26 protein-coding genes and 2 pseudogenes are annotated in these 26551 nt (G+C 60.8%); 12 read left to right on the top strand and 16 right to left on the bottom strand.

Annotated elements, in window-relative coordinates:
• Position 1 precedes the first annotated feature (1 nt).
• Complete coding sequence (locus NKJ17_RS02645; protein WP_352686806.1) at positions 2-1015, top strand: class I SAM-dependent methyltransferase; 1014 nt, start codon at positions 2-4, stop codon at positions 1013-1015.
• A gap of 36 nt (positions 1016-1051) precedes the next feature.
• On the opposite strand, the gene fabI is transcribed toward NKJ17_RS02645, so the two are convergent.
• From fabI to fabA, 3 genes are all read right to left on the bottom strand, one after another.
• Positions 1052-1864, bottom strand: coding sequence for an enoyl-ACP reductase FabI (gene fabI, locus NKJ17_RS02640; protein ID WP_352475969.1), 813 nt, complete (start codon positions 1862-1864; stop codon positions 1052-1054).
• 13 nt (positions 1865-1877) lie between these two features.
• Entirely contained in the window at positions 1878-3098 is a 1221-nt protein-coding gene (fabB, locus tag NKJ17_RS02635) for a beta-ketoacyl-ACP synthase I (RefSeq protein WP_352686801.1), read from the bottom strand.
• Positions 3099-3222: 124 nt separating this feature from the next.
• On the bottom strand, positions 3223-3741 hold the full coding sequence (gene fabA, locus NKJ17_RS02630) for a 3-hydroxyacyl-[acyl-carrier-protein] dehydratase FabA (RefSeq protein WP_352506149.1): 519 nt from the start codon (positions 3739-3741) through the stop codon (positions 3223-3225).
• A 240-nt stretch (positions 3742-3981) separates the two neighbouring features.
• Between fabA and irrA the strand changes: the two genes are divergently transcribed.
• Positions 3982-4413 (top strand): iron response transcriptional regulator IrrA, encoded by a 432-nt coding sequence (gene irrA / locus NKJ17_RS02625; protein ID WP_023676913.1) that lies wholly within the window; start codon positions 3982-3984, stop codon positions 4411-4413.
• A 253-nt stretch (positions 4414-4666) separates the two neighbouring features.
• On the opposite strand, the gene NKJ17_RS02620 is transcribed toward irrA, so the two are convergent.
• Complete coding sequence (locus NKJ17_RS02620) at positions 4667-5224, bottom strand: SH3 domain-containing protein (protein ID WP_023676915.1); 558 nt, start codon at positions 5222-5224, stop codon at positions 4667-4669.
• 155 nt (positions 5225-5379) lie between these two features.
• Between NKJ17_RS02620 and NKJ17_RS02615 the strand changes: the two genes are divergently transcribed.
• On the top strand, positions 5380-6381 hold the full coding sequence (locus NKJ17_RS02615; RefSeq protein ID WP_254816279.1) for a 2-hydroxyacid dehydrogenase: 1002 nt from the start codon (positions 5380-5382) through the stop codon (positions 6379-6381).
• Positions 6382-6452: 71 nt separating this feature from the next.
• Here the strand turns inward: NKJ17_RS02615 and NKJ17_RS02610 are convergent.
• The 9 genes and pseudogenes from NKJ17_RS02610 to NKJ17_RS02570 all read right to left on the bottom strand — a co-directional run.
• Positions 6453-6935: pseudogene (locus NKJ17_RS02610) on the bottom strand (GNAT family N-acetyltransferase); the annotation flags it as partial.
• Positions 6932-7693: a molybdopterin-synthase adenylyltransferase MoeB gene (locus NKJ17_RS02605; protein ID WP_352506150.1), complete on the bottom strand. Its 762-nt coding sequence runs from the start codon at positions 7691-7693 to the stop codon at positions 6932-6934. The gene NKJ17_RS02605 and the pseudogene NKJ17_RS02610, both read right to left, overlap by 4 nt.
• Positions 7694-7772: 79 nt before the next feature.
• Positions 7773-8921, bottom strand: a complete 1149-nt coding sequence (gene recF, locus NKJ17_RS02600; protein ID WP_352506151.1) for a DNA replication/repair protein RecF — start codon at positions 8919-8921, stop codon at positions 7773-7775.
• A 26-nt stretch (positions 8922-8947) separates the two neighbouring features.
• Complete coding sequence (dnaN, locus tag NKJ17_RS02595) at positions 8948-10066, bottom strand: DNA polymerase III subunit beta (protein ID WP_023676920.1); 1119 nt, start codon at positions 10064-10066, stop codon at positions 8948-8950.
• A 199-nt stretch (positions 10067-10265) separates the two neighbouring features.
• Positions 10266-11813 carry a chromosomal replication initiator protein DnaA gene (dnaA, locus tag NKJ17_RS02590; protein ID WP_502899814.1) on the bottom strand — a complete coding sequence of 516 codons (1548 nt, stop codon included), beginning with the start codon at positions 11811-11813 and terminating at the stop codon, positions 10266-10268.
• An 839-nt stretch (positions 11814-12652) separates the two neighbouring features.
• A complete protein-coding gene (rpsT, locus tag NKJ17_RS02585) occupies positions 12653-12919 on the bottom strand; it encodes a 30S ribosomal protein S20 (RefSeq protein ID WP_023676922.1) in 267 nt (88 codons plus the stop codon).
• Between the two features lie 159 nt (positions 12920-13078).
• Positions 13079-13852 (bottom strand): enoyl-CoA hydratase, encoded by a 774-nt coding sequence (locus NKJ17_RS02580; RefSeq protein WP_352506153.1) that lies wholly within the window; start codon positions 13850-13852, stop codon positions 13079-13081.
• Between the two features lie 24 nt (positions 13853-13876).
• Positions 13877-14767 (bottom strand): bifunctional DNA-formamidopyrimidine glycosylase/DNA-(apurinic or apyrimidinic site) lyase, encoded by an 891-nt coding sequence (mutM, locus tag NKJ17_RS02575; protein ID WP_352506154.1) that lies wholly within the window; start codon positions 14765-14767, stop codon positions 13877-13879.
• Complete coding sequence (locus tag NKJ17_RS02570) at positions 14760-16001, bottom strand: phosphopentomutase (protein ID WP_352686796.1); 1242 nt, start codon at positions 15999-16001, stop codon at positions 14760-14762. The genes mutM and NKJ17_RS02570 overlap by 8 nt, the downstream gene beginning before the upstream one ends.
• A gap of 157 nt (positions 16002-16158) precedes the next feature.
• Here NKJ17_RS02570 and NKJ17_RS34000 point away from each other — a divergent pair.
• Positions 16159-16287, top strand: a pseudogene (locus tag NKJ17_RS34000) (phosphate/phosphite/phosphonate ABC transporter substrate-binding protein); the annotation flags it as partial.
• A 102-nt stretch (positions 16288-16389) separates the two neighbouring features.
• Here the strand turns inward: NKJ17_RS34000 and NKJ17_RS02565 are convergent.
• From NKJ17_RS02565 to NKJ17_RS02555, 3 genes are all read right to left on the bottom strand, one after another.
• Positions 16390-17010, bottom strand: a complete 621-nt coding sequence (locus NKJ17_RS02565) for a TadE/TadG family type IV pilus assembly protein (protein ID WP_254816287.1) — start codon at positions 17008-17010, stop codon at positions 16390-16392.
• Between the two features lie 30 nt (positions 17011-17040).
• Positions 17041-17601: a TadE/TadG family type IV pilus assembly protein gene (locus tag NKJ17_RS02560; protein ID WP_352506155.1), complete on the bottom strand. Its 561-nt coding sequence runs from the start codon at positions 17599-17601 to the stop codon at positions 17041-17043.
• Positions 17602-17753: 152 nt separating this feature from the next.
• The gene (locus NKJ17_RS02555; RefSeq protein ID WP_352506156.1) at positions 17754-18176 is read right to left on the bottom strand and encodes a pilus assembly protein N-terminal domain-containing protein; all 423 of its coding nucleotides are present in this window, start codon (positions 18174-18176) and stop codon (positions 17754-17756) included.
• A gap of 335 nt (positions 18177-18511) precedes the next feature.
• Here NKJ17_RS02555 and NKJ17_RS02550 point away from each other — a divergent pair, with 335 nt between their 5' ends.
• The 8 genes from NKJ17_RS02550 (at position 18512) to NKJ17_RS02515 (ending at position 26549) form a co-directional block, all read left to right on the top strand.
• The gene (locus NKJ17_RS02550; RefSeq protein ID WP_254816290.1) at positions 18512-18682 is read left to right on the top strand and encodes a Flp family type IVb pilin; all 171 of its coding nucleotides are present in this window, start codon (positions 18512-18514) and stop codon (positions 18680-18682) included.
• A gap of 152 nt (positions 18683-18834) precedes the next feature.
• A complete protein-coding gene (locus NKJ17_RS02545) occupies positions 18835-19353 on the top strand; it encodes an A24 family peptidase (protein WP_254816291.1) in 519 nt (172 codons plus the stop codon).
• Between the two features lie 188 nt (positions 19354-19541).
• The gene (gene cpaB / locus NKJ17_RS02540) at positions 19542-20357 is read left to right on the top strand and encodes a Flp pilus assembly protein CpaB (protein ID WP_254816292.1); all 816 of its coding nucleotides are present in this window, start codon (positions 19542-19544) and stop codon (positions 20355-20357) included.
• On the top strand, positions 20354-21883 hold the full coding sequence (locus tag NKJ17_RS02535; protein WP_352506157.1) for a type II and III secretion system protein family protein: 1530 nt from the start codon (positions 20354-20356) through the stop codon (positions 21881-21883). Before cpaB ends, NKJ17_RS02535 begins: the two co-directional genes overlap by 4 nt.
• 14 nt (positions 21884-21897) lie before the next feature.
• A complete protein-coding gene (locus NKJ17_RS02530) occupies positions 21898-22632 on the top strand; it encodes a CpaD family pilus assembly protein (RefSeq protein WP_352506158.1) in 735 nt (244 codons plus the stop codon).
• Between the two features lie 55 nt (positions 22633-22687).
• Positions 22688-23971, top strand: a complete 1284-nt coding sequence (locus NKJ17_RS02525) for a CpaE/TadZ family protein (protein WP_254816295.1) — start codon at positions 22688-22690, stop codon at positions 23969-23971.
• Between the two features lie 29 nt (positions 23972-24000).
• Positions 24001-25506, top strand: a complete 1506-nt coding sequence (locus NKJ17_RS02520; protein WP_352475953.1) for a TadA family conjugal transfer-associated ATPase — start codon at positions 24001-24003, stop codon at positions 25504-25506.
• A 29-nt stretch (positions 25507-25535) separates the two neighbouring features.
• The gene (locus tag NKJ17_RS02515; protein WP_352506159.1) at positions 25536-26549 is read left to right on the top strand and encodes a type II secretion system F family protein; all 1014 of its coding nucleotides are present in this window, start codon (positions 25536-25538) and stop codon (positions 26547-26549) included.
• Positions 26550-26551 lie beyond the last annotated feature (2 nt).

Genomic DNA, 26551 nt, shown 5'->3' with positions numbered 1-26551 from the left:
AATGTCCGCCGAGCCGCTGAAAACGCTTTTCCACCCATTCGAGGCAGGGGCTGTGTCCCTGCCACGAAAGGATGAATGCATTCTCTTTCTCGGTGCCGAGCCCGGCTTTCGCTTACCCGCAGGCTTTGATGCCAAGCTTCATCTCGTCCAAGGCTTCAGGCCGCATTTTCGTGCCTTGCAGGCCTCCGGCTTCACTGTCACGCCGCAGGTCGAAGGCGAGGCTTTCGACGCGGCATTTGTGCTCGCCGGCCGCCATCGCGGCCAAAACGAGTTGCGCGTCGCCGAAGCGGTCAAACGCGTGGTACCAGGCGGGTTGATCGTCGTCGCCGGCGGCAAGGACGATGGCGTCGCCAGCCTGCGCAAGCATGTCGGCGCCCTTGTGCGGCTCGAAGGCCACCTGCCGAAACATCACGGCATTGCCTTCTGGTTTCGCCGGCCGACCGATACCGTTGCCGCGGCAACGCTTCGCGCCGCCAATCCGGACTTGGTGGTCGAGGACCACTTCCGCACGGCCCCAGGCATGTTTTCCTTCGACAAGATCGATGCGGGATCGAAGCTGCTGGTCGAAAATCTGCCCAACGATCTGCGTGGCAGTGTTGCGGATTTCTGTGCAGGTTGGGGCTATGTCGCTGCCGAGGTCGCCGCCCGCTCACCCGGCATATCGGCACTTGACCTTTACGAAGCGGATTTCGAGGCGCTGGAGGCCGCCAAAACCAATGTCGGCAACACAGGCGTGGAGCCACGTTTCTTCTGGACAGATCTTTTGAGCGAACCGGTGGAGCGCCGCTACGATGTGGTCGTCATGAACCCGCCCTTTCACCGCAGCCGGGCGACTGAGCCGGAAATCGGTGCCGGTATGATCCGCGCGGCAGGCAAAGCGCTGAAGCCGGGCGGCCGGTTGTTCATGGTGGCAAACCGTCAGCTTCCCTACGAACCGGTGCTGGCGGCCGCCTTCTCCACCCATGCGGAGCTCGCCCGTGACGGCATGTTTAAGGTCTTCTCGGCGCGACGCTGAAACGCTGCGGCGCAAGCCGGCGACACGTCACTCGCGCTATTCCCGTCCGGCGTCAGTCTGCTTCAACTCGTCAAGCGTCGGCATGGACACGATGTGATAGCCGGAATCGACATAGTGGATTTCGCCGGTGACGCCGGAGGACAGGTCGGACAGCAAATAGAGCGCGGAGCCGCCGACTTCGTCGATCGTCACCGTACGGCGTAGCGGCGAATTGCGCTGCTGGTAGGAGAACATGTGGCGTGCGTCGGAAATCCCGGCGCCCGCAAGCGTCCGTACCGGTCCCGCCGATATGCCGTTCACCCTGATGCCGCGCGGGCCGTAGTCGTTGGCTAGATAGCGGACGCTGGCCTCCAGCCCGGCCTTGGCAACACCCATGACGTTGTAGTTCGGCATGACGCGAACCGAACCCGCATAAGTCAGCGTGATCATCGAGCCGCCGTCCTTCATCAACGTGGCGGCGTGGCGGGCAACCTCGGTGAAGGAATAGCAGGAGATCACCATGGTGCGGATGAAATTGTCGCGGCTGGTGTCGGCGTAGAGGCCTTTCAGCTCGTTCTTGTCGGAAAAGCCGATGGCGTGAACGATGAAGTCCAGCCCGCCCCACGCCTTGCCCAAGGTCTCGAAGGTGGCGGCGACCGACGCGCTGTCCTCGACGTCGCAAGGCACCACCAGCGATGCGCCCAGCTTCTCGGCGAGCGGCTTGACCCGGCGTCCGAAGGCGTCGCCCTGATAGGTGAAGGCGAGTTCCGCGCCATGTTCGGACAGTTTGCGGGCGATACCCCAGGCAATGGAATGATCGTTGGCGACACCCATGACAAGCCCGCGCTTGCCGTTCATCAATCCGTCCATGGTCGGCAAATCCTTATGCGGAATAGCGCTGGAAAATCAGCGTAGCGTTGGTGCCACCGAAACCGAACGAATTGGACAAAACAGTGTCGATCCTTGCGTTGTCGATGCGCTTGCGCACGATCGGCATGCCTTCGAATTCCGGATCGAGGTTCTCGATGTGGGCGCTCTCGCCGATGAAGCCGCCTTGCATCATCAGGATCGAGTAGATCGATTCCTGCACGCCGGCCGCACCTAGCGAATGGCCGGTCAGCGATTTCGTCGATGTGATGAAAGGCATGTTGTCGCCGAACACCTCGCGGATGGCGCCCATTTCCTTGGAGTCGCCGACCGGCGTCGAGGTGCCGTGCGTATTGATGTAGTCGACTGGTGAAGTGACGGTCGCCATTGCCTGTCGCATGCAGCGTGCCGCGCCTTCGCCCGATGGCGCCACCATATCGTAGCCGTCCGATGTGGCGCCATAGCCGACGATCTCGGCATAGATCTTGGCGCCGCGCGCTTTTGCGTGCTCGAGCTCTTCAAGAATCAGCACGCCGGCGCCGCCGGCAATGACGAATCCGTCGCGATCGACGTCGTAGGCGCGGGAGGCGACCGATGCCCTGTCGTTGAACTTGGACGACATGGCGCCCATGGCATCGAAGAGATCCGACATCGTCCAGTCGAGATCCTCATGGCCGCCGGCGAACACGATGTCCTGCTTGCCCCACTGGATCAGCTCGTAGCCATTGCCGATGCAATGCGCTGACGTCGAGCAGGCCGATGAGATGGAATAGTTGACGCCGTGGATCTTGAACCAGGTGGCAAGCGTCGCCGACGCGGTCGACGACATCGCTTTTGGCACCGCGAACGGGCCGATCCGCTTGGGGCTGCCGTTTTTGATCGTGGTCTCGGCCGCCTCGACGATTGCACGGGTCGACGGTCCGCCGGAGCCCATCACGATGCCGGTGCGCTCGTTGGTGATGTCGGTCTCGTCGAGGCCGGCATCTGCGATCGCCTGGTCCATTGCGACGTGGTTCCAGGCAGCACCCTGCGACAGGAAGCGCATGGCGCGACGGTCGATCATGCCCGACGGATCCAGTGTCGGCGCACCCCACACCCGGCAACGGAAGCCATGCTCGGCGAAAGAGTCGGAGAAGCTGATGCCGGATCTGGCATCGTGCAGCGAGGTCTGCACCTCGTTGGCATTATTGCCTATCGACGACACGATGCCGAGACCTGTGACTACGACCCGTCTCATTCGCAACTCCTTCCAGCGCGGACCTCCGAAACCTGAAATCGATTTGCGGAACGGAACCATGCGCAAAATTAAAGTGCTACAGCGTCCTTTGGACGTCCAAGACGTGGCACTGTAGGGTCTTCGTTCAGACGGCGGCCGATTGCTTGGAAAGACCGACCTTCAGATCCGTTGCCGCATATATGGGCTCGCCATCTGCCTTCAGCCAGCCATCGGCGATACCAAGCACAAGCCGACCGCGCATCACCCGCTTGAAGTCGACGCCATACTCCACCTTCTTGACCGTTGGCGTGACCATGCCTTTGAACCTCACCTCCCCGGTCGACAGCGCCATTCCCTTGCCGGGTTCACCGAGCCATCCGAGATAGAACCCCGTCAACTGCCACATGGCGTCCAGGCCCAGGCATCCCGGCATGATCGGATTGCCGATGAAATGGCAGGCGAAAAACCACAAATCCGGCTTGATATCGAACTCCGCGCGGATGAAACCCTTGTCGAACGCACCGCCAGTTTCGCTGATCTCGGTGATGCGGTCGAACATCAGCATCGGCGGATAGGGCAGCTGCGCATTTCCCGGTCCGAACAGCTCGCCGCGGGCGCAGGCAAGCAATTCCTCGTAACCGTAGCTGGATTTCGAACCCGCCATCAATCTCGTCCCCGTGATCGTCCCGGGCGAAAGGCGCCCTTGTCGGTGGTTTCCTAACACAATCTGTTTCAGGCCGGAAACCGGCGTTTGCGCTTAACCTGCCCGTCTGCCCGGGTCAATGCGCGCTATTGATCGCATTCGGTCGACAGAATATATGTCAGGACACGTCCAGTTTCGGCAGATGCTCAATTTCTGCCATGTTGGACGTGTCTGAGGCGGAACTGTGAGCGCGACGGATAGATGGATCTGGGTTGCCGGAAGGATAATGTCGCTGTGGACAAGCGGGTTCGCGAGGCCGGTCTGAGGCCGACACGCCAGCGCATCGCACTGGCCGATCTGCTTTTCGCCAAGGGCGACCGCCATCTTTCGGCCGAGGAACTGCACGAGGAGGCGCTTGCCGCCGGCGTGCCGGTGTCCCTGGCCACCGTCTACAATGCTCTGCACCAGTTTACCCAGGCAGGTCTTCTGCGCATCCTTGCCGTCGAGGGATCGAAGACTTATTTCGACACCAACACATCCGATCACCATCATTTCTATATCGAGGGCGAAAACAGGATCTTCGATATCGACAGCGGCCCGGTGACGGTTTCCAACCTGCCGGAACCGCCGGAAGGCATGGAGATCGCCAATGTCGATATCGTGGTGAGACTGCGTCCGAAACGCTGCGACTGACCGGCGCCTTATGAATTCCTGGATTTGACGCTCCGGCTTTGAATGGGTCGCCGTCGCGGTGGCGGCTTTTGTCTTCTATGCGATCGCTGGTGTTCCTGGTGGTTGTTTGGGATATGGCTTGAAGCTGTCGAGCAGTTTCCAGGATACCCATCTCGGCCGCATCGGCCGCTAAACCATCCCCGAACCGAAGATCAGCGAAACAAGTGCCGGATCCGGTGCTTGCCGTGCTGGCCCGACCTGCGGTCCAGAAACGTCAGTTCTTGACCTTTTCGCCGGGATAGGCACCCCAGACGAGCGACTGCGCGAGCCAGCCGGTATGACCGTCGAAGGTCATTTCGCACCACTGGCCATCGCAGGACTTGATCGTGCCCATCACCCCCGGTTCGAGGATCGCGATGACGCCAGCATCTTTTGCCGGGTCGTCTAGGAGGTTGACGCGAGCGTCCTTGCCGCGCTGCCAGGGGGCGACGATCGCCGTGCGGCGGCCCGAAAGCAGCGACTGATTGATCCAGCCTTCCGAGCCGTCGGCATCGCGCACACGGCGCCACGTATCGAACTCCTGGATGATCTCCATCGGCAGGCCTGGCTTCATATACATCCAGTCGACGGAATAATTGACGCCCGGCCCAACGCGCGAGTTGACGCGGCCGGATTTCAGGCTGACGAAGCGCGGCAGCGGCAAGCCGCTTGGTCCGAGCGTGACGCTCTGGGCGGGTGCCGCGGCACTTTGCGCCATCACCAGTGGGCTATGGATGAGAGCGCCGAGGAATGCTGCACTGAGGGTCAGGCGGAGCGACGCGAAACCAGACACTTTCGTTCCTTTCGGCGCCGGCCCATCGGCCTTCGCCCCTTTTTCTTTGTCTTCGGCGGAACCGCTTGTTACATGAATGACCGGTACCGCGATCGGCTCTCAGTTTCGCCGTTCTTGGTTAAAGAGGTCTCAACGAGATCGGGTTCGAGGAAACAATGGCAGGCAAAAAGAAGCCCCTCGTCATCATCACGCGCAAATTGCCCGACCCGGTCGAGACCCGCATGCGCGAGTTGTTCGACGCCCGCTTGAATGTCGAGGACAGGCCGATGACGCAGCCGGAATTGGTGGCGGCGGTCAAGGAGGCCGACGTGCTGGTGCCGACCGTCACCGACAATATCGATGCGGCGCTGATTGCCCAGGCTGGCGACAACCTCAAGCTGATCGCCAATTTTGGCAATGGCGTTGACAAGATCGATGTTGCGGCAGCGGCCAAGAAAGGCATCACCGTCACCAACACGCCGAACGTGTTGACCGAAGATACGGCCGACATGACCATGGCGCTAATGCTGGCCGTGCCGCGGCGGCTGGCCGAAGGCGCCAACGTGCTGACCGGCGACAAGAAATGGGCGGGCTGGTCGCCGACTTGGATGCTCGGCCGGCGCATCTGGGGCAAACGGCTCGGCATTGTCGGCATGGGTCGCATCGGCACCGCCGTCGCCAGGCGCGCCAAGGCCTTTGGCCTCTCGATCCACTACCACAACCGCCACCGCGTGCTTCCGGCAATCGAGGACGAGTTGGAAGCGACATATTGGGAAAGCCTCGACCAGATGCTCGCCCGAATGGACATTATCTCGGTCAATTGCCCATCGACACCGGCAACCTTCCACCTGCTTTCGGCGCGGCGGCTGGCGCTTCTGCAACCGTCAGCTTACATAGTCAACACCGCGCGCGGCGATATCATCGATGAGGAATCGCTGGTCAAGCTCATCCATGACGGCAAGATCGCCGGCGCCGGCCTCGACGTCTACGAGCACGAGCCGGCGCTGAACAGCAAGCTGCTGAAACTTGCCCACAAAGGCAAGGTCGTGCTGTTGCCGCATATGGGCTCGGCGACCCTCGAAGGCCGTATCGACATGGGCGAGAAGGTAATCATCAACATCCGCGCCTTCTTCGACGGTCATCGTCCGCCCGACCGTGTGCTGCCGCTGAGGGCGTGACCTGCCATCGCGCCGGCATGGTCTTGCCGCGGCAACCGCGCGTTCGTCTTTGGATAGCGTTTGCCTACGGGAAGCATCTTGCGCATGGTGATCGAGGTCGGCCGGTCGTAGCCCTTGTGCGCTGTCCGTTCGGTTTCACGAAAACCGAGGCGGGCAAAGGCTGCGTGATTTCCGGTCAGCTCGATCCGGGTCTGGAGCTCGATGGCGGTCCTGTTGTGGCTGCGGGCAAGATCTTCGACGGCCTGCATCAGCTGTTTTCCGACGCCTTGTCCCTGAAGCGTCGGCTCGACCGCGAGCTTTCCAATATAGAGGTCGTTTGCGCGCTTAAGGACGAAGACGCAAGCGACGATCTCGTTTTCCTTCAGGGCCAGGAATGCTGTCTCCTCCAGCGCTCTAGCCCTGAGATTTTCAACGGTAAGGCGATGCGCCGAGGACGGCGGGTCAATGACGCCGTCCATGAAGGCGAAGGCGCGCATGATCAGAGCCAGGACCTCGTCCCACCGGTCGAAATCGGCCGCAAGCTGCACAATGGAGACCTCGGCAGACTGGCTCACGGGCTGGTTCGCTTGTAGCGGATCGTGTCGAAGCGTGCCGCCAGCGCATCGTAGAGCAACAGTCGCCCGACCAGCGGCTCGCCAATCCCGGTGATCAGCTTGATCGCTTCCATTGCTTGCAGCGTGCCGATGACCCCGGTCAGCGCGCCGACAATGCCGGCCACCGCGCAGGACGGCACCAGTCCCGGCGGCGGTGCTTCGGGAAAAAGATCGCGGTAGCTTGGGTTCAACTTGCCGTCCGGGCCGGTCTCGAAAGGCTTCAGTACGGTGACCGAGCCGTCGAAGCGGCCAACGGCGGCGTGCACGAGCGGCCGGCTTTCGGCGGCGCAGGCGTCGGCCACTGCGTAGCGTGCCTCGAAATTGTCGGAGCCGTCAACGACGATGTCATAACGGGCGATGAGGGCAGGGGCGGTGTCTGCGGTCAGCCTGAAATTGTGCTCTTCCACGACTACGTTTGGATTGATGCGGGTGATCGCAGCCTTGGCACTGTCGGTTTTTGCCATGCCGACCATGTCCGTGCCGTGAATCACTTGTCGTTGCAGGTTGGAAAGGGAGACGCTGTCGTCGTCGACGATACCGAGCGTGCCAACGCCCGCAGCGGCGAGATATTCGAGCACCGGCGCACCCAATCCGCCGGCGCCAATGACCAGCACCCGCGCCCGCTTTAGCCGCTGCTGGCCGGCGCCGCCGATTTCGGGCAGCACTATGTGGCGGGCGTAGCGTTCGAGCTCTTCGTCGGTAAGGGCGGCTGTGATCATCCCCGGGACCATATAACGGAGGAAAAAACTTGTCAGGCATCAATGCGTGCCGCTCAGAAGTGCGCGCCATGGCCGAAGGTCAAATGGTCGGCCTGACCTTACCGTGATCTACGGTCAGGAACTGCGCTCGTCCCTTGAGGCTGTCAAACAACGCGGCATCGGTCCCGGTCATGAAGGCCTGGCAGTTCAGTTCCTCCAGGATCGAGAACAAGGCCGCCCGTCGACCGCCGTCGAGATGGGCGGCAATCTCGTCGAGCAGCAGGATCGGCGTCATGCCCGATATTTCGCCGGTTAGCCGCGCATGCGATAAGACGATGCCGACCAGCAGCGCCTTCTGCTCGCCGGTCGAACAGAGCTCGGCTGGCATCGCTTTGGGCCGGTGGCGCACCACGAGGTCGGTACGGTGCGGGCCGTCGAGCGTGCGCCCGGCGGTGCGGTCGCGGTCGCGCCCCTGGGCAAGGGCGCGACGGAACCGTTCCTCTACGTCGACGGCCGGTAAAACACCGATTTCGCCTTCCAGTTCGCCCGAGATGCCGATGTCGGCTTGCGGAAACGGTCCGTCGCCGGGCAGCCGGTCGATCATGGCGGCGAGCAGGCGCACCAGTTCGGCACGCGCCGCGGCAATTGCCACGCCGGTCTCAGCCATTTGCATCTCGATCGCATCGAACCACGCACTGTCGCGCGAACCGTCGGCGAGCAGCCTGTTGCGGCCGCGCATTGCCTTTTCGTAGTCAAGCGCGCGCTGGCCGTGGCCGGGATCGATCGCAAGCACCAGCCGGTCGAGGAAGCGCCGACGATCGGCCGCCGGCCCGGGGAACAGGCCGTCCATAGCCGGTGTCAACCAGACCACGCGCAGCCATTCCAGCATGTCTTCGGCTGAGCGTGCCGCCGCGCCGTTGATCCGCACTCGCCGGCCGCCTTCGCCGTCGCTGCCCGCTATTCCGGTACCGATCTCGACCTGGCCTTCCGGCCCGTCAAGCCGGGCATGCAGCGCAAAGCCACCATCACCGCCTTCGCGCGCCACCTCGGCATAGGGTGCGCGGCGCAAGCCGCGGCCAGGCGTGAGCAGCGAGATCGCTTCAAGCAGATTGGTTTTTCCGGCGCCATTGTCGCCGGAAAAAACCACGGCGCCGGGATCAAGGTCGATTGCCAACGCCGCATAGTTGCGGAAATTCGTAAGTGTGAGCTTACTTATGTAGGTCTGCTGCGGTTTTGCAGATTTGGTCACGGCAGCAAGATGGCCCCGTTCGGGCCCTACACCCGCATCGGCATCAGCACGTAGAGCGCGGTCTCGTCGGCCATATCGTGGATCAGCGTCGGGGAACCGGCATCCGCCAGCATGAACTTCGCCTCCGTGCCGGTCAGTTGCGCGGCAACGTCGAGCAGGTATTTGGCGTTGAAGCCGATCTCGATCGGATCAGACGAATAGTCGGCCGCCAGTTCCTCGGTGGCACTGCCCGAATCCGGGTTGTTGACCGCAAGCGTGACCTGTCCTTCGGCGATCGAAAGCTTCACCGCCCGGCCGCGTTCGGACGAAATGGTCGAAACGCGATCGACGGCAGCGGCGAAACTCTGGCGATCGATAATCAGCTTCTTGTCGTTGCCGGTCGGAATGACGCGCTGGTAGTCCGGGAAAGTGCCGTCGATCAGCTTGGAGGTCAAGATAACGCTGCCGATGGTGAAACGAATCTTGGTGTCGGACAACTCGGTGGTGACTGCAACATCGGGATCGTCGACCAGCTTTTGCAACTCGCTGACCGTCTTTCGCGGGATGATGACGCCAGGCATGCCCTCAGAGCCTGCCGGCGCATCGATCTCGGCCCGCGCCAGCCGGTGGCCGTCGGTCGCGACAGAGCGCAGTTTCAGCTTGCCGCCGGCCTCGTGCGTGTGCAGATAAATGCCGTTCAGATAATAGCGCGTCTCCTCGGTCGAGATGGCGAACTGGGTCTTTTCGATGAGGCCCTTTAGTCCGACGGAATCGAGCCGGAAAATATGCGAGAACGACCCGGCTGAAAGTTCGGGAAAGTCGGACTGCGGCAGGCACTGCAGGCGGAAGCTCGAGCGCCCCGACGTCACCGTCATGGCGTTGCCGTCTTCGTCGGTCTTCAGCGCCACCTCCGCGCCGTCGGCAAGCTTGCGCACGATGTCGTAGAGCAGATGCGCCGGGACCGTTGTCGCCCCGCCGCGCTCGACCTTTGCCGGCGTCGCTTCGGTCACCTCCAGGTCGAGGTCGGTCGCCTTCATTTCAAGGCTGGCCCCCTCGGCGCTGAGCAGCACGTTCGACAGGATCGGAATGGTGTTGCGCCGCTCGACCACGCGGTGAACATGGTTGAGAGACTTCAGGAGATTTGACCGTTCCAGGATAACACGCATGACGAAACAGGCTCGCTTGAATGAATGAACGGGTCTCCGGCAAGCGGTGCCCCGCGAAAGGTCTGAACAGGCTCAGAATCTGCGTAAACTGACAGGAAAAACCCGGCAAACGCAAGCCCGCGCCACCGGTTCGGACCGGCTGCGCGGGCTTTCTAGGCATAAAAAGGCCGAAGTCCGCGAGCCGGCGTTTTTCGGGCCATCAGGCCTGGTCGTTGATCAGCCTTCTCAGCAATTCGAGTTCCTGCGCCAGTGTGTTGTCGGCACCGGAAAGATCCTCGATCTTGCGCACCGCATGCAGCACGGTCGTATGGTCGCGGCCGCCGAAACGCCGCCCGATCTCCGGCAGCGAGCGCGGCGTCAACACCTTCGACAGATACATAGCGACCTGCCGCGGCTTGACGATGGTGCGTGTGCGCCGGTTGGACAGCAGTTCGGTCTTCGACACGTTGTAGTGGCGCGCGACGATGCGCTGGATGTCCTCGATACGCACCCGCTTCGGTTCGCCCGAACGATAGATGTGGCCAAGGATCTCATCGATGCGGTCGATGGTGATCTGCGGTTCGAAGGATTGGCGAAACAAAAGCTGGTTGAAGGCGCCTTCGAGCTCGCGCCCGCTGCCGGTCACCGTGCGGGCGACGTGGTTGAGTATCTCTTCGGAAATATCCAGCGACGCATCGTCGAGCTTGGCGGTGGCAAGCCTGAGCTTGAGCATACCAATACGCATGGCGAAATCCGGGGCCGACATTTCCAGCGCGACGCCGCCGTTGAGGCGCGAGCGGACGCGTGGCTCCAGCGACTCCAATTCGGACGGCGGCCGGTCGGCAGCGACCACCACCTGCTTGGCGCTGTCGAGCAGCATGTTGATCAAATGGCAGAATTCGTGCTGGATCGACTTGCCCTGCAGGAACTGCATGTCGTCGATGATGAGGAGGTCGATATCGCGCAGCTGTTCTTTCAACGTCAGTGCGTTGTTGTCGCGGATCGCGGTGGCGAACCGCCACATGAAATACTCAGCCGTCAGATAGACGACCCGCGATTTCGGATTCTGCTTCAGCGATTCTGCGGCGATCGCCTGCAACAGATGCGTCTTGCCCAGTCCGACCGTTGCGTGAAGAAAGAGCGGATTAAAACGCACCGCGCTCGACTGCGATTCCGCGACCGCCTTGGCGGCGGCAAAAGCCACTCGGTTCGATGGTCCTTCGATGAAGGAGGTGAAAGTGTAGCGTGGATCGAGTGGCGAACCGAGAACATTGTGCCGGAACTCGGTTTCTGCCGGCATCCCCGGGCGGGGTGCCGGGACCCGTTCGACCCTGCTGGGGCTCGCCGTGCCCGCAGAGAGCGCGGTTTGCGTCTGCCTGGTCATCTTGCGCGCCGGCGCCACTTCTGGCTCGACGCTGTTGCGGCCCTGCCGTGTGGCGGTGCGAACCACGATCTCGATCTTGAGGATCTCCGGATCTTCGTGCTTCCACAACTCGGTGATGAGATCGAGATAATGGCCGTTGATCCATGAACGCAGGAATGCGGTTGGCACTGAGATGCGAACAATGCCCTTAGAGCATTCAGCGACCTTCATGCGCCCGAACCAGCTCGAATAGACCTCGGTTCCCAGACGCGCCTTCAACTGGGCCTTGACCCGATCGAACTTCTGTTCAGCTTCATTGGAAGCCGCCATGTCGTTCCTTCCGACTAACGTTCCAGGAAATGGGAGGTCGCCTGTAAGCTCCCTTTCGATGCCGCCGCTCTGCATGATCGAGTTCCTTGTCTCTTGTACCTGTTTTCCGCCGGGGATGCGCCTCCTGCATCCATGTTTCCGGCGACCGTGTCTTGGCTGCGACACCATCGCCGCCGCCGGCTGATGAATCGCCTCGTTGTCGGTCCGGCGCCGAAGAGCCGATCCGCTTTGGTCATGTCAGGGCAACAAAATGCCGTCCGGCGAAAAACCGCCGGCGCACCATCGACCTGCCATGTACAATTACGCCAGTCCCCTACCGTATCGAAAAGACAAACCAACCCCGTCCGCGGAGTTGAAGCCGCGCTGTAAACTCTGCCAATTTGAGCTGGCCGGTTTCAGGCTGGTCAAGGGCCAAGGGCCCATCCCTTCGATGGACAGACATTACCGAAATCGCTGTGGATAGGGCAAGGCCACCCCTAACGGATTTTTAAGGAATCTGACTAGCAAGGGACGTTTCGAACGCCATGCTGCAATAGTTGATTTTGACAAAGCCATTGTGATTCAAACCCTTTTCCGGCGAATATGAAAAAGGCCACACAACGCGAAATTTTCTGAAATAATTCACTTGACAGCCAATTGTCGCCTATCAGCCGCAGCTGATGTGAACAAGCTGTGGATCACCATCGGTAAGCTTCTGAAAGGAAACGGTAATCCGTGACGCTCGGAAATTTTCGTATTGGCGGTTTCGGAGGCTCCGAATATGAGCAGGCATGTATATGCCGGCAAAGCATTTCGAACTTTGAAATGCTCGCGGAGCGCCATTTTGCGGGCTTTCTTTTAAGTACTTGCCGGCAAACGAAAAAACCCGGCGCGATTGGCCGGGTTTGAAGTAGCGCAGTTCAAGAATGGATATATCAGGCTGACAGCACCTTGACCCGTTGGGCCAACCGCGACACCTTGCGCGATGCCGTGTTCTTGTGCACCACGCCCTTGGTCGCGGCGCGCATCAGTTCCGGCTCGGCCACCTTGAAGGCAGCCTGTGCGGCCGCCTTGTCGCCAGCCGCGAGCGCCTCTTCGACCTGGCGGATGTAGGTTCGGACGCGGGAGCGGCGGTTCTTGTTGATCGCTGCGCGACGGGCGATCTTGCGCGTTGCCTTTTTGGCCGAGGAGGTATTGGCCATGGTGCCTCTCTTCTGATCTGGTGGGCGCTTGCGGGATACCGCGGGGCGCAAAAAACAAACGGGCAGCCACAGGGCCGCCTCGGTTGTTGCGGCTTATAGTTCAGCTTTTCCGGCACGTCAACGCTGCAGTGTTTTCTTTTTGACCGGTGCCTCGTCATCTCATCGGTTCGTGAAATTCGGCTTCCGCTTGCCGGTGAAGGCCGCCATGCCTTCCTTCTGGTCATCCAGCGCAAACAGCGAATGAAACAGCCGGCGCTCGAACCGCAGACCCTCGGTGAGCGTCGTCTCATAGGCGCGGTTGACGGCCTCCTTCGCCATCATCACCGACGGCAAGGAAAAATCGGCGATCTTCGCTGCTGCCTTAAGCGCTTCCTCGATCAACTCGCCGGCTGGCACGACGCGCGAGACAAGGCCGGAACGCTCGGCCTCGGCTGCGTCCATCATTCGTCCCGTCAGGCACATATCCATTGCCTTCGACTTGCCGACAAAGCGGGTCAGGCGCTGCGATCCGCCCATGCCGGGCATGACGCCCAGCGTGATCTCGGGTTGGCCAAACTTGGCGGTGTCGGCGGCGATGATGAAGTCGCACATCATCGCCAGTTCGCAGCCGCCCCCCAGCGCATAGCCCGCCACCGCCGCGATGATCGGCTTTCGTGCCCGCGTAAATTCTTCCCAGCCGACGAAGAAATCCTGCACATAGGCATCCACATAGGAGATCGACTGCATTTCCTTGATATCGGCACCTGCCGCGAAAGCCTTCTCCGAACCAGTGATGACCATGGCGCCAATGTCGGCATTGGCGCCCATGCTTTTCACCGACGCGACCAGTTCCGCCAGCACTTGTGAATTCAGTGCGTTGAGCGCCTGCGGCCGGTTCAGCGTAATCAGCCCGACCTTGCCGCGGGTTTCGACGATGATGGTTTCATAGCCCATGCTTTGCTCCTCCTCGCTTCTGGTTTAAGCCTGACAGGCCCGGCAGTGGAAAGTCGAACGACCGCTTTGCACGATACGCTCGATGTGGCCGCCACAACCAGGCTTGGAGCAGGCTTCGCCCTCGCGATCGTAAACCGCGAAGGAATGCTGGAAGTAGCCCAGCGATCCATCGGTCTGCATATAGTCGCGCAACGACGAGCCGCCGGCGGCGATCGCATCGGTGACGACCGAGCGGATAGCTTCGGCCAGGCGTTCGCTCTGCTCTTTGGCTTTCTTGCCGGCTCTCGCGAGGGTGCCCGCTTCGCGCAGCGGCGACAGGCCGGCCCGCCAAAGCGCTTCCGAGACGTAGATATTGCCTAGCCCGGCAATTAGCCTCTGGTCCAGAAGTGCCGCTTTCAGCGGTGACTTGCGACCTTTCAGCAACGAAGCGAGCAGCGTGCCGTCCAGTGCGTTGCCTGTAGGCTCGACGCCTAATCCGGCCAGCATCGGATGCATGTCGGGCTCGCCTTCCGAAAACAGCATGAACCCGAAGCGGCGCGGGTCGTTGAAGATCACGCGAGAGCGGACGCCGGCAGGGGATGCGATGTCGAAGACGACGTGATCGTGAGCAGTGTTTTTCGAACGTTCGTGGTGGAACGCGCCGGGCGTTGCGCTCTCGTCGGCCGTTTCGATGCGAAACGAACCCGACATGCCGAGATGGCAGATCAGAACCGGGCCGTTGTCCATGTGCATTGTCAGATATTTGGCACGGCGGCCGAGCGCCGCAATCGTCTTGCCGGTCAGCCGCTCCGAAAATTTCGCGGGGAACGGAAACCGCAAATCCGGCCGGCGTGCCTCGACACCGACAATGCGGGCACCTTCAAGGGCCGGCTGCAGACCGCGCCTGACCGTCTCCACCTCCGGCAGCTCAGGCATGGCCGCCTATCATCGCATGGAAGGAGGTGCCGTAAGGGCCGCGCGTCAGCCCGAGATGTTCGGCCACGGTTTCGCCGATGTCGGCAAATGTCATCCTCAGTCCGATGTCTGCGCCTTTGAAACCCGGCTGTGTCCCGATAACCGGAATCCGCTCGCGCGTGTGGTCGGTGCCGCGCCACGTCGGATCGTTGCCGTGATCGGCGGTCAAAATGAGCAGATCGCCTGACCTCAGCCGTGCGAATGCCTCGGGCAGGCGCCGGTCGAACGCCTCGAGCGCGGCGGCATACCCCGCAACGTCGCGCCGATGCCCGAACTCGGTGTCGAAATCGACAAAGTTCGCGAAGACGAGGTCGCCGTCGCGGGCGTCTTCCATGGCGCCAAGCGCTTTGTCGAACATCGCCATGTTGCCGGCAGCCTTGCGGACTTCCGAGATGCCCCGATGGGCGAAAATGTCGCCGATCTTGCCGACCGCGATAACCCGGCTGCCGCGCGCCGTCAGCCGGTCGAGCAGCGTCGGTTCCGGCGGCGGTACGGCATAGTCGCGACGATTATGCGTTCGCTCGAACGTGGCGGCGGTTTCACCGATGAACGGCCGTGCTATGACGCGGCCGATATTAAGCGGATCGACGAGCCTGCGCACCACCTTGCAGAACTCGTAAAGCCGTTCCAGGCCGAAATGAACCTCATGCACGGCGATCTGCAGGACGGAGTCGATCGAGGTGTAGCAGATCGGCTTGTCGGTACGGATATGGTCTTCGCCGAACCGTTCGATGATTTCGGTGCCCGGAGCATGGCAATTGCCGAGGATGCCAGGCACCTTCCCTTCACGCACCATTGCTTCGGTCAACTCGGCCGGAAAGGCCGGAATCGTGTCCGGGAAGTAACCCCAGTCGAAACGGACCGGCAGGCCGGCTATTTCCCAATGGCCCGATGGCGTGTCCTTGCCGCTCGAAACCTCTTGGGCCGCGCCGTGAAAGGCGGCGGCAAGCGGCGCACTGCCGGCATTCTCGAACCTGAAACCCGTCGCCGTTGCCGCGGCCTGGCCGAGGCCGAGCGAGAGCATGTTTGGTACAAGAAGGGGCCCGTCACGCAGGCCTTCGCGATCGGCGCGGCCTTCCGCGCAGGCCCGCGCGATGTGTGCGAACGTGTTGGAGCCGGTGTCGCCATAGCGTTCGGCATCGGCCGCGCCGCCGATGCCGAAGGAGTCGAGGACAAAAAGGAAGGCGCGTGCCATCGAAAGGTTCATCATTGCCTGTGTTGGCTCAGACATAGGGTTCCGCGTCGCCATTGGCAATTCGGAAACCCAAACAGCACGGTTGGCATGCTGGTCCCGGAGAGACGAATCGCGGCATGGTCGATCTGCGGATGGAAATGCGCGGCGCGGAGCTCGCATGAGGCTTGCCCTGACAGCATTCGCCGCCGTACTGGCTTTGCTGCTAGATGCGTCTTGCGCAAACCTGGCGCGCGCCGATTGGCGCTATGTTATCGGAACGTTCCGTATCGGTATCGTCGCCGAACCGTTGCCGGTCCGAGGGACTATGTGCTGGCTGCAGCCATCGTGCGTCTAGTCTCGGCCCGCGGTTGCAACCAATAGCAAAAGACCGGTTAGCGGGCTTCAGGCGTCAGCAATCACTGCACGGAATGGTCGGGCTCCTGCGCGGCCGCAGATAATAAGTTTCCGCCATCGATATCGAATTGAAGACCGAGCTCAACCCGAACCGGCTTTGGCCGTCCGCCGACCAGGTGATGATTGGCTTGTAGGCGAGATCGCTCTCGACCCGAATGAGGAAAGTGCCTTTGATCTTGAGCGCGCTCGGGACCGTTGTGGTGGAATCCTTGACCGCGTCGAGGCTAGAGACGCCATCCACCAGTTTGCGCGACCACACGACCAGGACTTTCGGCGTCGTCTCGTTCGTCACCTGTATCGCCGTGATAATGATCTTCGGTTTCGAGCGGTTGTAGGGCTGGAGCGTGGAACTGCCGATCGCCATGATGGCATCGACATCGGCCGCCTTGATGGTCTGCTGCTGTGTGACGAGGTCCGCTACCATGCTGCCGATGCGGCTGACCTTCTTGCTGGTCTCGATGGCTTGCGAGGCCTCCATTGTCATAAAGTACATGATCAACAGGACAGGCACGATGAGGGCAAACTCGACGGCCGCAATACCGCGGCGGTCCGAGCAAAGCCGGACTGCTCTTGTACAAATCCCTGCGATGCCCAACTGTGCCCCCGCACGAATCATGGCTTTGCCCTTTTCAAGCGACTAGGTGGCTCAGTTGTCGAACGGCTCGTTCTGCCAAGTGATCGAGGCAAAATGCAGCGTTTTGCCGTCCTTCAGGTTGGCCATCGATTTGGCCATAAAGTCGGTCATCACCGGCCATTTGTAAAAAACCCGCAGCATGTTTCTCGACTCCGCCAGGCCAGGTGCGACGGTGAAGGTCTGTGTGCTCGTGCCCTTGGTCAGCACGACGTCGCCATCCTGGATCTTGAAACCGGCCAGCGCCGCATCGGCGAAGGTCGGATACTCGCGCAAATCCACCAGCAGTCCGGGACAGGTCTTGGCGACCATGATCTCCAGCTTGGCGCAGATCTTGTCCCGCAGCTTGGTCCCGGACACATCGGCCGGTCTTAGCTGGCCGGTACGCAACTGACGCGCGATGTCGTCTGTGGCGTTTGCCATCACTTCCTGTGCGGCAAAAGAAATGCAGCTCTCCAGTATGGCGAATACAAGAAGTGCGAAAGGAATTGCAAGCATGGCGAATTCGATCGCCGTGCTTCCGCGGCGGTCGCCTAAAAACCGTCTTGGAGAACCTGCTCGTCCAGCCTTGCTCATGTCCTCTGCCCGCCGATGCCGCTTCTGTATCGGTCCCACCCTTAGTCGGAACCGATTGAAGTCCGGTTGGAATGACCGTTAAATTCAACGGGAAGGCCTTAACCCGGCCATAACCGAAGCACGTTCTCGCCAAAGACGGAGACGTCGGCTAGCTAATGCCCGGCGCTCATCTCGGCTTCAGAGGCCTTTTCGGCATCGCTCTTATACGAGCTTTCGCAATATGGCGCGCAGGACATCGTCTGCACTTCGGCGCGTCGATAGATGCGGACCGACGCCGCCGCCTGCCGCACGACGGTTATTTGCTCATCGACGATCGGGTTGCCCTCCTGATCGAGGACGACAAGATTGGTGACGCCAAATCCCTTGCCGGTCAGTACGATCGTCGATGCGTCCTGCACGGAGGCGTCGGCGATCGCCGGATTGCCGACGACAATCGTATCGGCGGCGCGCGACAATTTGATGATCTTTGCCTGGTTCATCGTCACCTCGATGCCGACGCCGGCCTTGGCTGGAAAGGCGAAAGCCGCTGCGGCACAAAGCACGGCAACTGGAAATGATGATCTCGGCCCGGCCATTGAGGCGCCCCCTGGCAAACTGTTCAACGGAACATGAACGAGATTGGTGAACCAACCGTTAAGCGGCTGGAGTTCACAGGAACCGGCATTGGGCCTAGCCGGCACGGCTGGAACGTCTTTGCCGAATTGCGCCTTTTGCGCCTTTTGTCGGCCCGGGGTCCTAGCGGCGGGGATTTTAGTTCTGGGTTAACCACGCAATGCCATCGAAGCGGGAAAGGAATCGGTAAGCCTGTTTATTAAGCCGATTGAAACAGCTTCTCCTTAGATTCGCAGTATCCGATCAGCCACCAAGAGAAGTTGACGGAAGTGCTGTAACAATTGGAGTAGGAGCTCAAATGTCTAACCTCATCGCACGTTTTGTGAAGGACGAATCCGGCGCGACCGCTATCGAATACGGTCTGATCGCCGCTCTCATCGCGCTCGCCATCATGGTCGGCGCCACCTCGCTCGGCACCGCGCTGAACGCCAAGTTTGACAAGATTGCCACCAAGGTCAACGCTTCGTAAGCAACAACATTCCGTTGCTTCCCAATAAGGGCCGCCGCACTGGCGGCCCTTATTTAGTCCTACGCATGATTTTGAACTTTAGACCTCATCAATCGTTAATCGAACATACCTAGGCTGGGACCGGGTACAGTTTGACCACAGGCGCCACGCCCATGCTTGAAGCCGTGATCTTCGTCGTCTTTCCATTCTGCATGCTTTTTGCCGCGATCTCCGACATGCTGTCGATGACGATCGCCAATCGCGTGCCTGTGCTGCTCGTCGTTGTCTTTGCCTTGGTTGCGCCCTTGACCGGCATGGACTGGGCCACTTATGGCGGGCACTTCGCCGCCGGCGGCCTGGTTCTTGTAGTGACATTCGGCCTGTTCGCGCTTGGCGGCATGGGCGGCGGTGACGCCAAGCTCTTGGCCGCCACTGCCGTATGGATGGGACTGAACATCCATCTCGTCGAGTATCTCGTCACCTCGACGTTCATCGGCGGTCTGCTGACCCTTGCCATCATCGCCTATCGAAAATCGCTGCTTGCCGCCGTCACAAGCCACAATCGGTTCCTGCGCCATTTCGCCGATGAGGCGACCGGCGTTCCGTACGGCATTGCGCTTGGCATTGGCGGTCTGCTCACCTATTCCGACTCACCGTTGATGGCCTGGGCGCTTACCAGGCTGGCGGGCTGAATTTCGCTTTCCGCCGTTGGCGCCGAGCAGGCGAATTGGCCCCGTTTTCCTTCGGGCCAGAGTTGTCGCTCTAATTTATGTAAACCTTAAATTAATCACGATCGTAAGTATAACATTAACCTTGTTTTGACGATTGCCGCTGCAAAGTCCGGCTTGGCTAGTGGTTTGCCAAGGCGAGGTTCGGACAGATGCCAGCATCCCGATTAATTATTCTAGGCGTGGCGATAGCCGCGGCCGGTGGTGCAGGCTATGTCGCGAAGAACATGGTTGTGGCTCCGCCGCCTCCGGTTGTCGATTCCGGTCCTCAGGCGCCGGCGATCGCGCTGCAGGATGTGCTTGTTCTTTCCGGCGACGTTCCGATGGGCAGTCCGCTTGAAAACAACATTTCCTGGGAGTCATGGCCGTCCGCCGGCATCAACGCAAATTTCATCACCCGCGCTGCCGAGCCTGAAGCGCTGGACAAGCTGAAGGGCGCCGTCGCCCGCGTGGCGCTCTATGCCGGCGAGCCGCTGCGCCGCTCGAAGCTGATCGGTGAAGGGCAAAGCTTCATGTCGTCGATCCTGCCCTCCGGCATGCGGGCTGTCGCCACAAGCATTTCGGCCGACACCTCGGCCGGTGGCTTCATTCTTCCAAACGATTTCGTCGACGTCATCATGACCCGTAGAACCGATGCCGCCAATGGCGGTGGTCCGGGCTTCACGACCGAAACTATCCTCAAAAACATTCGTGTCCTGGCGATCGACCAGACCATCCAGGAGGATGAGGAAGGCAAGAAGACCAGAGTCGGCCAGACCGCCACCCTGGAGCTGACGCCGCAGCAGTCCGAGATCATCACCGTCGCACAGCAGATGGCGGATCGCCTGACACTGGCGCTGCGCTCGATCAAGGACAGCCAGGACAAGAATGTGGGCGAGGCCGACTACCTGGTTTCCGGCAATGGCCGGCGCGGCACCGTGCGGTTGATCAAGTCGGGCGAAGTTTCCGAGGTGGGGGCAAGGAAATGAGGCTAAAAACCAAACTGCCGCTCACCCTGGCTGCGGCGATCGGCCTGTTTCTCGTTGGAACGAATGCATATGGCATCCTCGATGCCAGTGCGGCGGGCAATGCTAGGGTCACGGCTTCGACCGCCACCCAGCGGGTCAAACTCGGACTCAATAAATCGGTGGTCATCGACCTGCCGAGCGATGCCTATGATATTCTCGTCGCCAACCCCGCTGTAGCCGACGCAGTGACCCGCACTGCCCGCCGCATCTATCTGTTCGGAAAGGCGGTCGGCGAGACCAACATCTTCGTCTTTGGCCCGAATGGCGAGCAGATCGTCAGCCTTGACCTAGCGGTCGAACGCGATGTTGCCGGGCTGGAGGACTATATCAAGCGCTTCATCCCGTCATCGGAGGTCAAGGTCGAGTTGCTGAACGACAACGTCGTTCTGACCGGAACCGTCGACACTCCTCTTGACGCCAAGCGCGCGGCTGATCTGGCAAACATCTTCGTGTCCGGCGGCGAGGCTACCACGGGTCAATATTCGCAGACCGCTGCCGGCGGTTCGGCCGAAGCCGGCGTCGCCATCGACAACCCGGATGCCGAGCGCCGCGTCAGCCAGATCATCAACCTGCTGCAGATTATCGGCGACGACCAGGTGACGCTGAAGGTGACGGTTGCCGAGGTCAGCCGCACGGTGATGAAGCAGCTCGGCGTCAACATGGTCGGCAACGGCAGCAGCAACGGCATCAGTTGGAGCGCTCTCACCACGCCTGCATACGGATTGGGAAAGCCACTGTCGCAATATTCGGGGGCGGCGATCGGCAGCTCAACTCTTCAAGCGTACATAAACGCCATGGAGCAAAGCGGTGTCATGAAGACGCTGGCCGAGCCGACTCTCACCGCCGTTTCCGGCGAGAAGGCGACCTTCAAGGTCGGCGGCGAATTCAATATCATCACCGGCCGAACAAGCAACGTTTCAAACGACAATCAAACTGGCCAGATTACCTACGAGCACGAACGCCTTGAATATGGAATTGGGCTCGAATTCCAGCCGGTCGTGCTCTCGGCGGGCCGCATCAGCCTTAAAGTGAGGACGTCGGTTTCGGAACCTACGACCGAAGGCGCCGCAGTCCTGGAAGGAGCCGGCGACTTACCCGGCACCACTTTGCTGTCGATCCGCAAACGCCTGGCCGACACCACGGTGGAATTGCCCTCCGGCGGTTCCATGATGATCGCGGGCCTTGTCCGCGACGACATCAGGCAGGCGGTTGCCGGGCTGCCCGGCCTGACCAAAATACCGGTGCTAGGCACGCTGTTCCGCAGCAGGGATTTCGTCCGCAACGAGACCGAACTCGTCATCATCATCACGCCCTATCTGGTGAAGCCGGTGGCGCGCAACGATCTTGCCAAGCCGGATGACAATTTCAACGCAGCCAGCGATGGCGCCGGCATGTTCCTTGGCCGCGTCAACCGCGTCTACGGCACCATGCAGACCGACAAGCCCAACGGCCGCTATCACGGCGTTGTCGGCTTTATCTACAAGTAAGCGGGGAAGTCGACATGTCTCAGGCAGTATCGAAGGCAAGGGCGGTCACCGCGATACAGTCCGTTCATTCGCGGATCTGGCGGCCGGCCGTTCCGATCATAGCGATCGCGGTAGCGGCATCACTGGCCGGCTGCGCCAATCGCGACAGCGTCACGGTCGGTGCCATACCGGACGACTATCGCACCACCCATCCTATCGTCATCGCCGAGAAGGTCCAGAAGATCGACCTTCCGGTCGGCGCCGGCGACCGTGGCATGACCAGATCCCAGCGTGACACGCTCCTGGGCTTTCTCAACGGATACGACAGGAGCGCGGCTCCGGTGCTGACGATCGAGATTCCGAGCGGCTCAGCTAACGAAATCGCAGCGGCCGCGGCCGGCCGCGATTTCGCCAGGCTCGCCATAGCCAGCGGCATCAGCCGGAAGCGGATCGCCATGCGGTCCTATCAGTCTGTTTCAGCCGAAGCGTCCGCACCGGTCCGCGTTGCCTATGTCTCGGTGAAGGCTCAGACGGATAAATGCGGGCGCTGGCCCGAAGACCTGCTGCAGACTTCGGAAAACAAGCACTATGCCGATTTCGGCTGTTCGTATCAGAACAACCTGGCTGCCCAGATGGCCAATCCGTCCGATCTGATCGGGCCACGCAAACCGTCGCCGATCGACGCGGAAAATCGCGGCGCGGTGATCGACGTCTATCGTGACAGGGGTATTTCGGACGAATTCCTCGGCAATTCGGAAGTCGATTATTAACGAGTGTTGAGGCTCAACAAACTCTAAGCCGCGCAAGTCACGGAAAGTGATGACAATGAGCAATCTTGCCTATGACACAGAGGTACCGGGCGGCGAAACCTCGGAGCAGGATATTGCCGCGATGCAGGCGTTGCGGCCGATCCCGCGCATTTCGATCCAGGCATTTTGCGAGACCGAAGGCGTAGCCAATCCGGTCGAGCGCGCCGGCGAGGATCGCCGCATGGCCAAGGCCCATCTGAAGGTGCATATGGGGGGCATCCCCACCGCTATCGAATTCTATCAGTCGGCGCCGACACCGAACCTGATCCTGCTTGAATCCCGCAGCGAGCCGAAGCTGTTGCTTGAACAACTCGCCCAGCTCTCCGAGCATTGTGACCCGACCTCCAAGGTGGTGGTTGTCGGCCACTACAACGATGTCGGCCTGTATCGCGAACTCATTCGTTCGGGCATCTCCGAATATGTCATCGCGCCCGTATCGATGGCCGACATCGTCAGCGTGGTGTCTTCGATCTTCGTTGATCCGGAAGCTGAGCCGATCGGCCGCTCGATTGCGTTCATCGGCGCCAAGGGCGGCGTCGGCTCCTCGACCATAGCCCATAATGTGGCCTGGGCCATGTCGTCCCTTTTCAAATCCGAAGTGGTTGTCGCCGATCTCGACCTCGCCTTCGGAACGGCCAATATCAACTTCGACCAGGACCCGGCCCAAGGCATTGCCGAGGCGGTCTTCTCGCCGGAACGCGTCGACGAGGTCTATCTCGACCGACTGCTCGCCCAATGCGCCGAGCACCTGTCGCTACTTGCGGCCCCTTCGACCCTGGAGCGGGTCTACGATTTCGATCCCGACGCTTTCACCCAGCTTATCGACATAGCCCAGCGTAGCGCGCCGCTCCTCGTGCTCGATGTTCCCCACTTGTGGGCCGGCTGGACCAAGAACACGCTGGTCAAGGCCGATGAGATCGTCATCACGGCGACGCCCGAACTGGCCAATCTGCGCAACACGAAGAACCTGGTCGACATGCTGAAGCGGCTTCGTCCGAACGATCCTGCGCCAAAGCTTGTGATCAACCAGGCCGGTGTGCCGAAGCGTCCCGAGATTACGCCGTCCGACTTCTCCGAATCCCTCGGCCTTTCGCCGATGTCAGTCATCCCGTTCGAGCCGCTTTTGTTCGGAAATGCTGCCAATAACGGACGTATGCTTGGTGAAATGGATGCCAAGAGTCCGGTCGTCGCCACGATCAACGAGATCGCCCATGTGCTGACAGGGCGCAGCGAAATCAAGGTGAAGAAAAAGGCTGGCCTCGGCAACCTGATAGGCAAGCTTTCGCGCAACAAGAAGTGATGCCTCAGCGGTGGAATTGGTAAGCGATCATGTTTGGTAAAAGAGGCAGCGATGACGGCAACCGGACCATCCCGGAATTCCGTCAGCCCGCACCCGCAGCTGCTGCGCCGGCTGCCGCGAACCCCATGGAAGCGGCTATAGCTGCCAGACCCGCGACGCTGCCGCCGTCCGGCGCGCCTGCAGCGCAGGTTCGCCGTGCAGTCGAGCCGCCGCCATTGGCGCCGGAGCCGAAAACTATCCAGCGCCAAAAGAGCGAAACCTACTACGACACCAAAAGCCAGGTCTTCGCCGCACTGATCGACACGATCGACCTGTCGCAGCTGGCCAAGCTCGATCCCGAAAGCGCGCGCGAGGAAATCCGCGACATCGTCAACGACATCATCGCGATCAAGAATTTCGCGATGTCCATCGCCGAGCAGGAAGAGCTTCTCGAGGACATCTGCAACGACGTTTTGGGCTACGGGCCGCTGGAGCCACTGCTTGCGCGCGACGATATTGCCGACATCATGGTCAACGGCTCCAAGAACGTCTACATCGAAGTCAACGGCAAGGTCGAGCAGACCGGCATCCGGTTCCGTGATAACCAGCAGCTCCTCAACATCTGCCAGCGTATCGTCAGCCAGGTCGGCCGCCGCGTCGATGAATCAAGCCCGATCTGCGATGCGCGTCTTCCTGATGGCTCGCGTGTCAACGTCATCGCACCGCCCTTGGCTATTGACGGCACCGCACTTACCATCCGCAAGTTCAAGAAGGACAAGCTGACGCTCGATCAGTTGGTCAAGTTCGGCTCGATTTCGCCGCAAGGGGCCGAGATTCTCAAGATCATCGGCCGTGTCCGTTGCAACATCGTCATCTCGGGCGGTACCGGCTCGGGCAAGACGACGCTGCTCAATTGCCTGACCAACTATATCGACCGCGAGGAACGCGTCATCACCTGCGAGGACTCGGCTGAGCTGCAATTGCAGCAGCCGCATGTGGTGCGTCTCGAAACCCGCCCGCCCAACCTCGAAGGCGAGGGCGAAGTGACCATGCGCGACCTGGTCAAGAACTGTCTGCGCATGCGGCCCGAACGCATTATCGTCGGCGAAGTGCGCGGACCCGAAGTGTTCGACCTGCTGCAGGCGATGAACACTGGCCATGACGGCTCGATGGGCACGATCCATTCGAACAGCCCGCGCGAATGCCTCAACCGTATAGAGTCGATGATCGCCATGGGCGGCTACACGCTGCCGCAAAAAACCGTGCGCGAAATCATCGTCGGCTCCGTCGACGTGATCATACAGGCTGCACGCCTGCGCGACGGATCGCGGCGCATCACCCACATCACCGAGGTGATCGGCATGGAGGGCGACGTCATCATCACCCAGGACATCGTTCTCTATAACATCAAGGGCGAGGACGCGAACGGCAGGTTGCTGGGCGAGCACGTGTCGACCGGCATCGGCCGTCCGCATTTCTGGGAGCGTGCCCGCTATTACGGCGAGGAGCAGCGCCTCGCCGTTGCGCTCGAGGCAATGGAGAAGCGCGCTGACTGATCCGTCCGGAACCGTGGGGGCCAGGATCGATGTTCGGAATTGACGGCACCGTATTGGCATTCGTCGTGCTCGCCGGCTTCAGCGCCGGCGCTGTGGCCTATGCTTTCCTGTTCAACCGGATCAGCACCGAGAAGCAGGTCGGTAAGCGGCTTGAATCGATCAAGACCGCCGAGACGGATCGTTCCGTCGTCAAGGCTTCGCGCGATCGCGTCGCGGAAGCGGCCAAGCGTCGCAAGTCCGTCCAGGATTCGCTGAAGGATCTCGATCAAAAGCAAAAGTCCAATCAGAGCCTGGTCAAAAAACCACCGCTGAAGATCCAAATCCGTCAGGCCGGCATGAAGATCTCGCTTGAGCGCTTTTATGTCTACTCGGCGGCCTGCGGCGTCGTCTTGACGGCTCTTATATATTTCATCGGCGCACCGCTGCTGGTCTTGCCGGCTGCGCTGCTGGTCGGCGTCTTGGGTCTGCCACGCTGGTTCGTCTCGTTTCGCCGCGGGCGGCGCGTCAAGGCGTTCCTCAACGAATTTCCGAACGCGCTCGATATCATTGTGCGTGCGGTAAAATCCGGCCTGCCGCTGAACGATGCCGTGCGCCTGATCGCCAACGAATCCCCGGAGCCGGTCAAGACCGAGTTCCGCCGCATCGTCGATTCGCAGCAAATGGGTTTGTCGATCCCCGACGCGGCCATGCGCATGCCAGAAACGATGCCGTGCACCGAGGCGAGCTTCTTCGGCATCGTCATCCAGATCCAGTCTCAGGCCGGGGGCAATCTTTCCGAAGCGCTGGGCAATCTTTCGCGCGTGCTTCGCGATCGCAAGAAAATGAAAGCCAAGGTCCAGGCGTTGTCCATGGAAGCCAAGGCATCCGCCGTGATTATCGGCGCGTTGCCTTTCGTCGTCGCCTGTCTCGTCTATTTGACGAGCCCGAACTACATCATGCCCCTATTCACCACCAGCACCGGCAATCTGATCCTCGGTTGTTCCGGCGTGTGGATGTCGATAGGCGTCCTGGTAATGCGCAAGATGATGAATTTCGAAGTCTAGGA

This window comes from Mesorhizobium sp. M0208 (assembly GCF_040322015.1).
In the GTDB taxonomy this organism is placed as follows: Bacteria; Pseudomonadota; Alphaproteobacteria; order Rhizobiales; family Rhizobiaceae; genus Mesorhizobium.
Note: the sequence above shows the minus strand (reverse complement) of the source record. Positions and strands in the feature narration are given on the sequence as shown.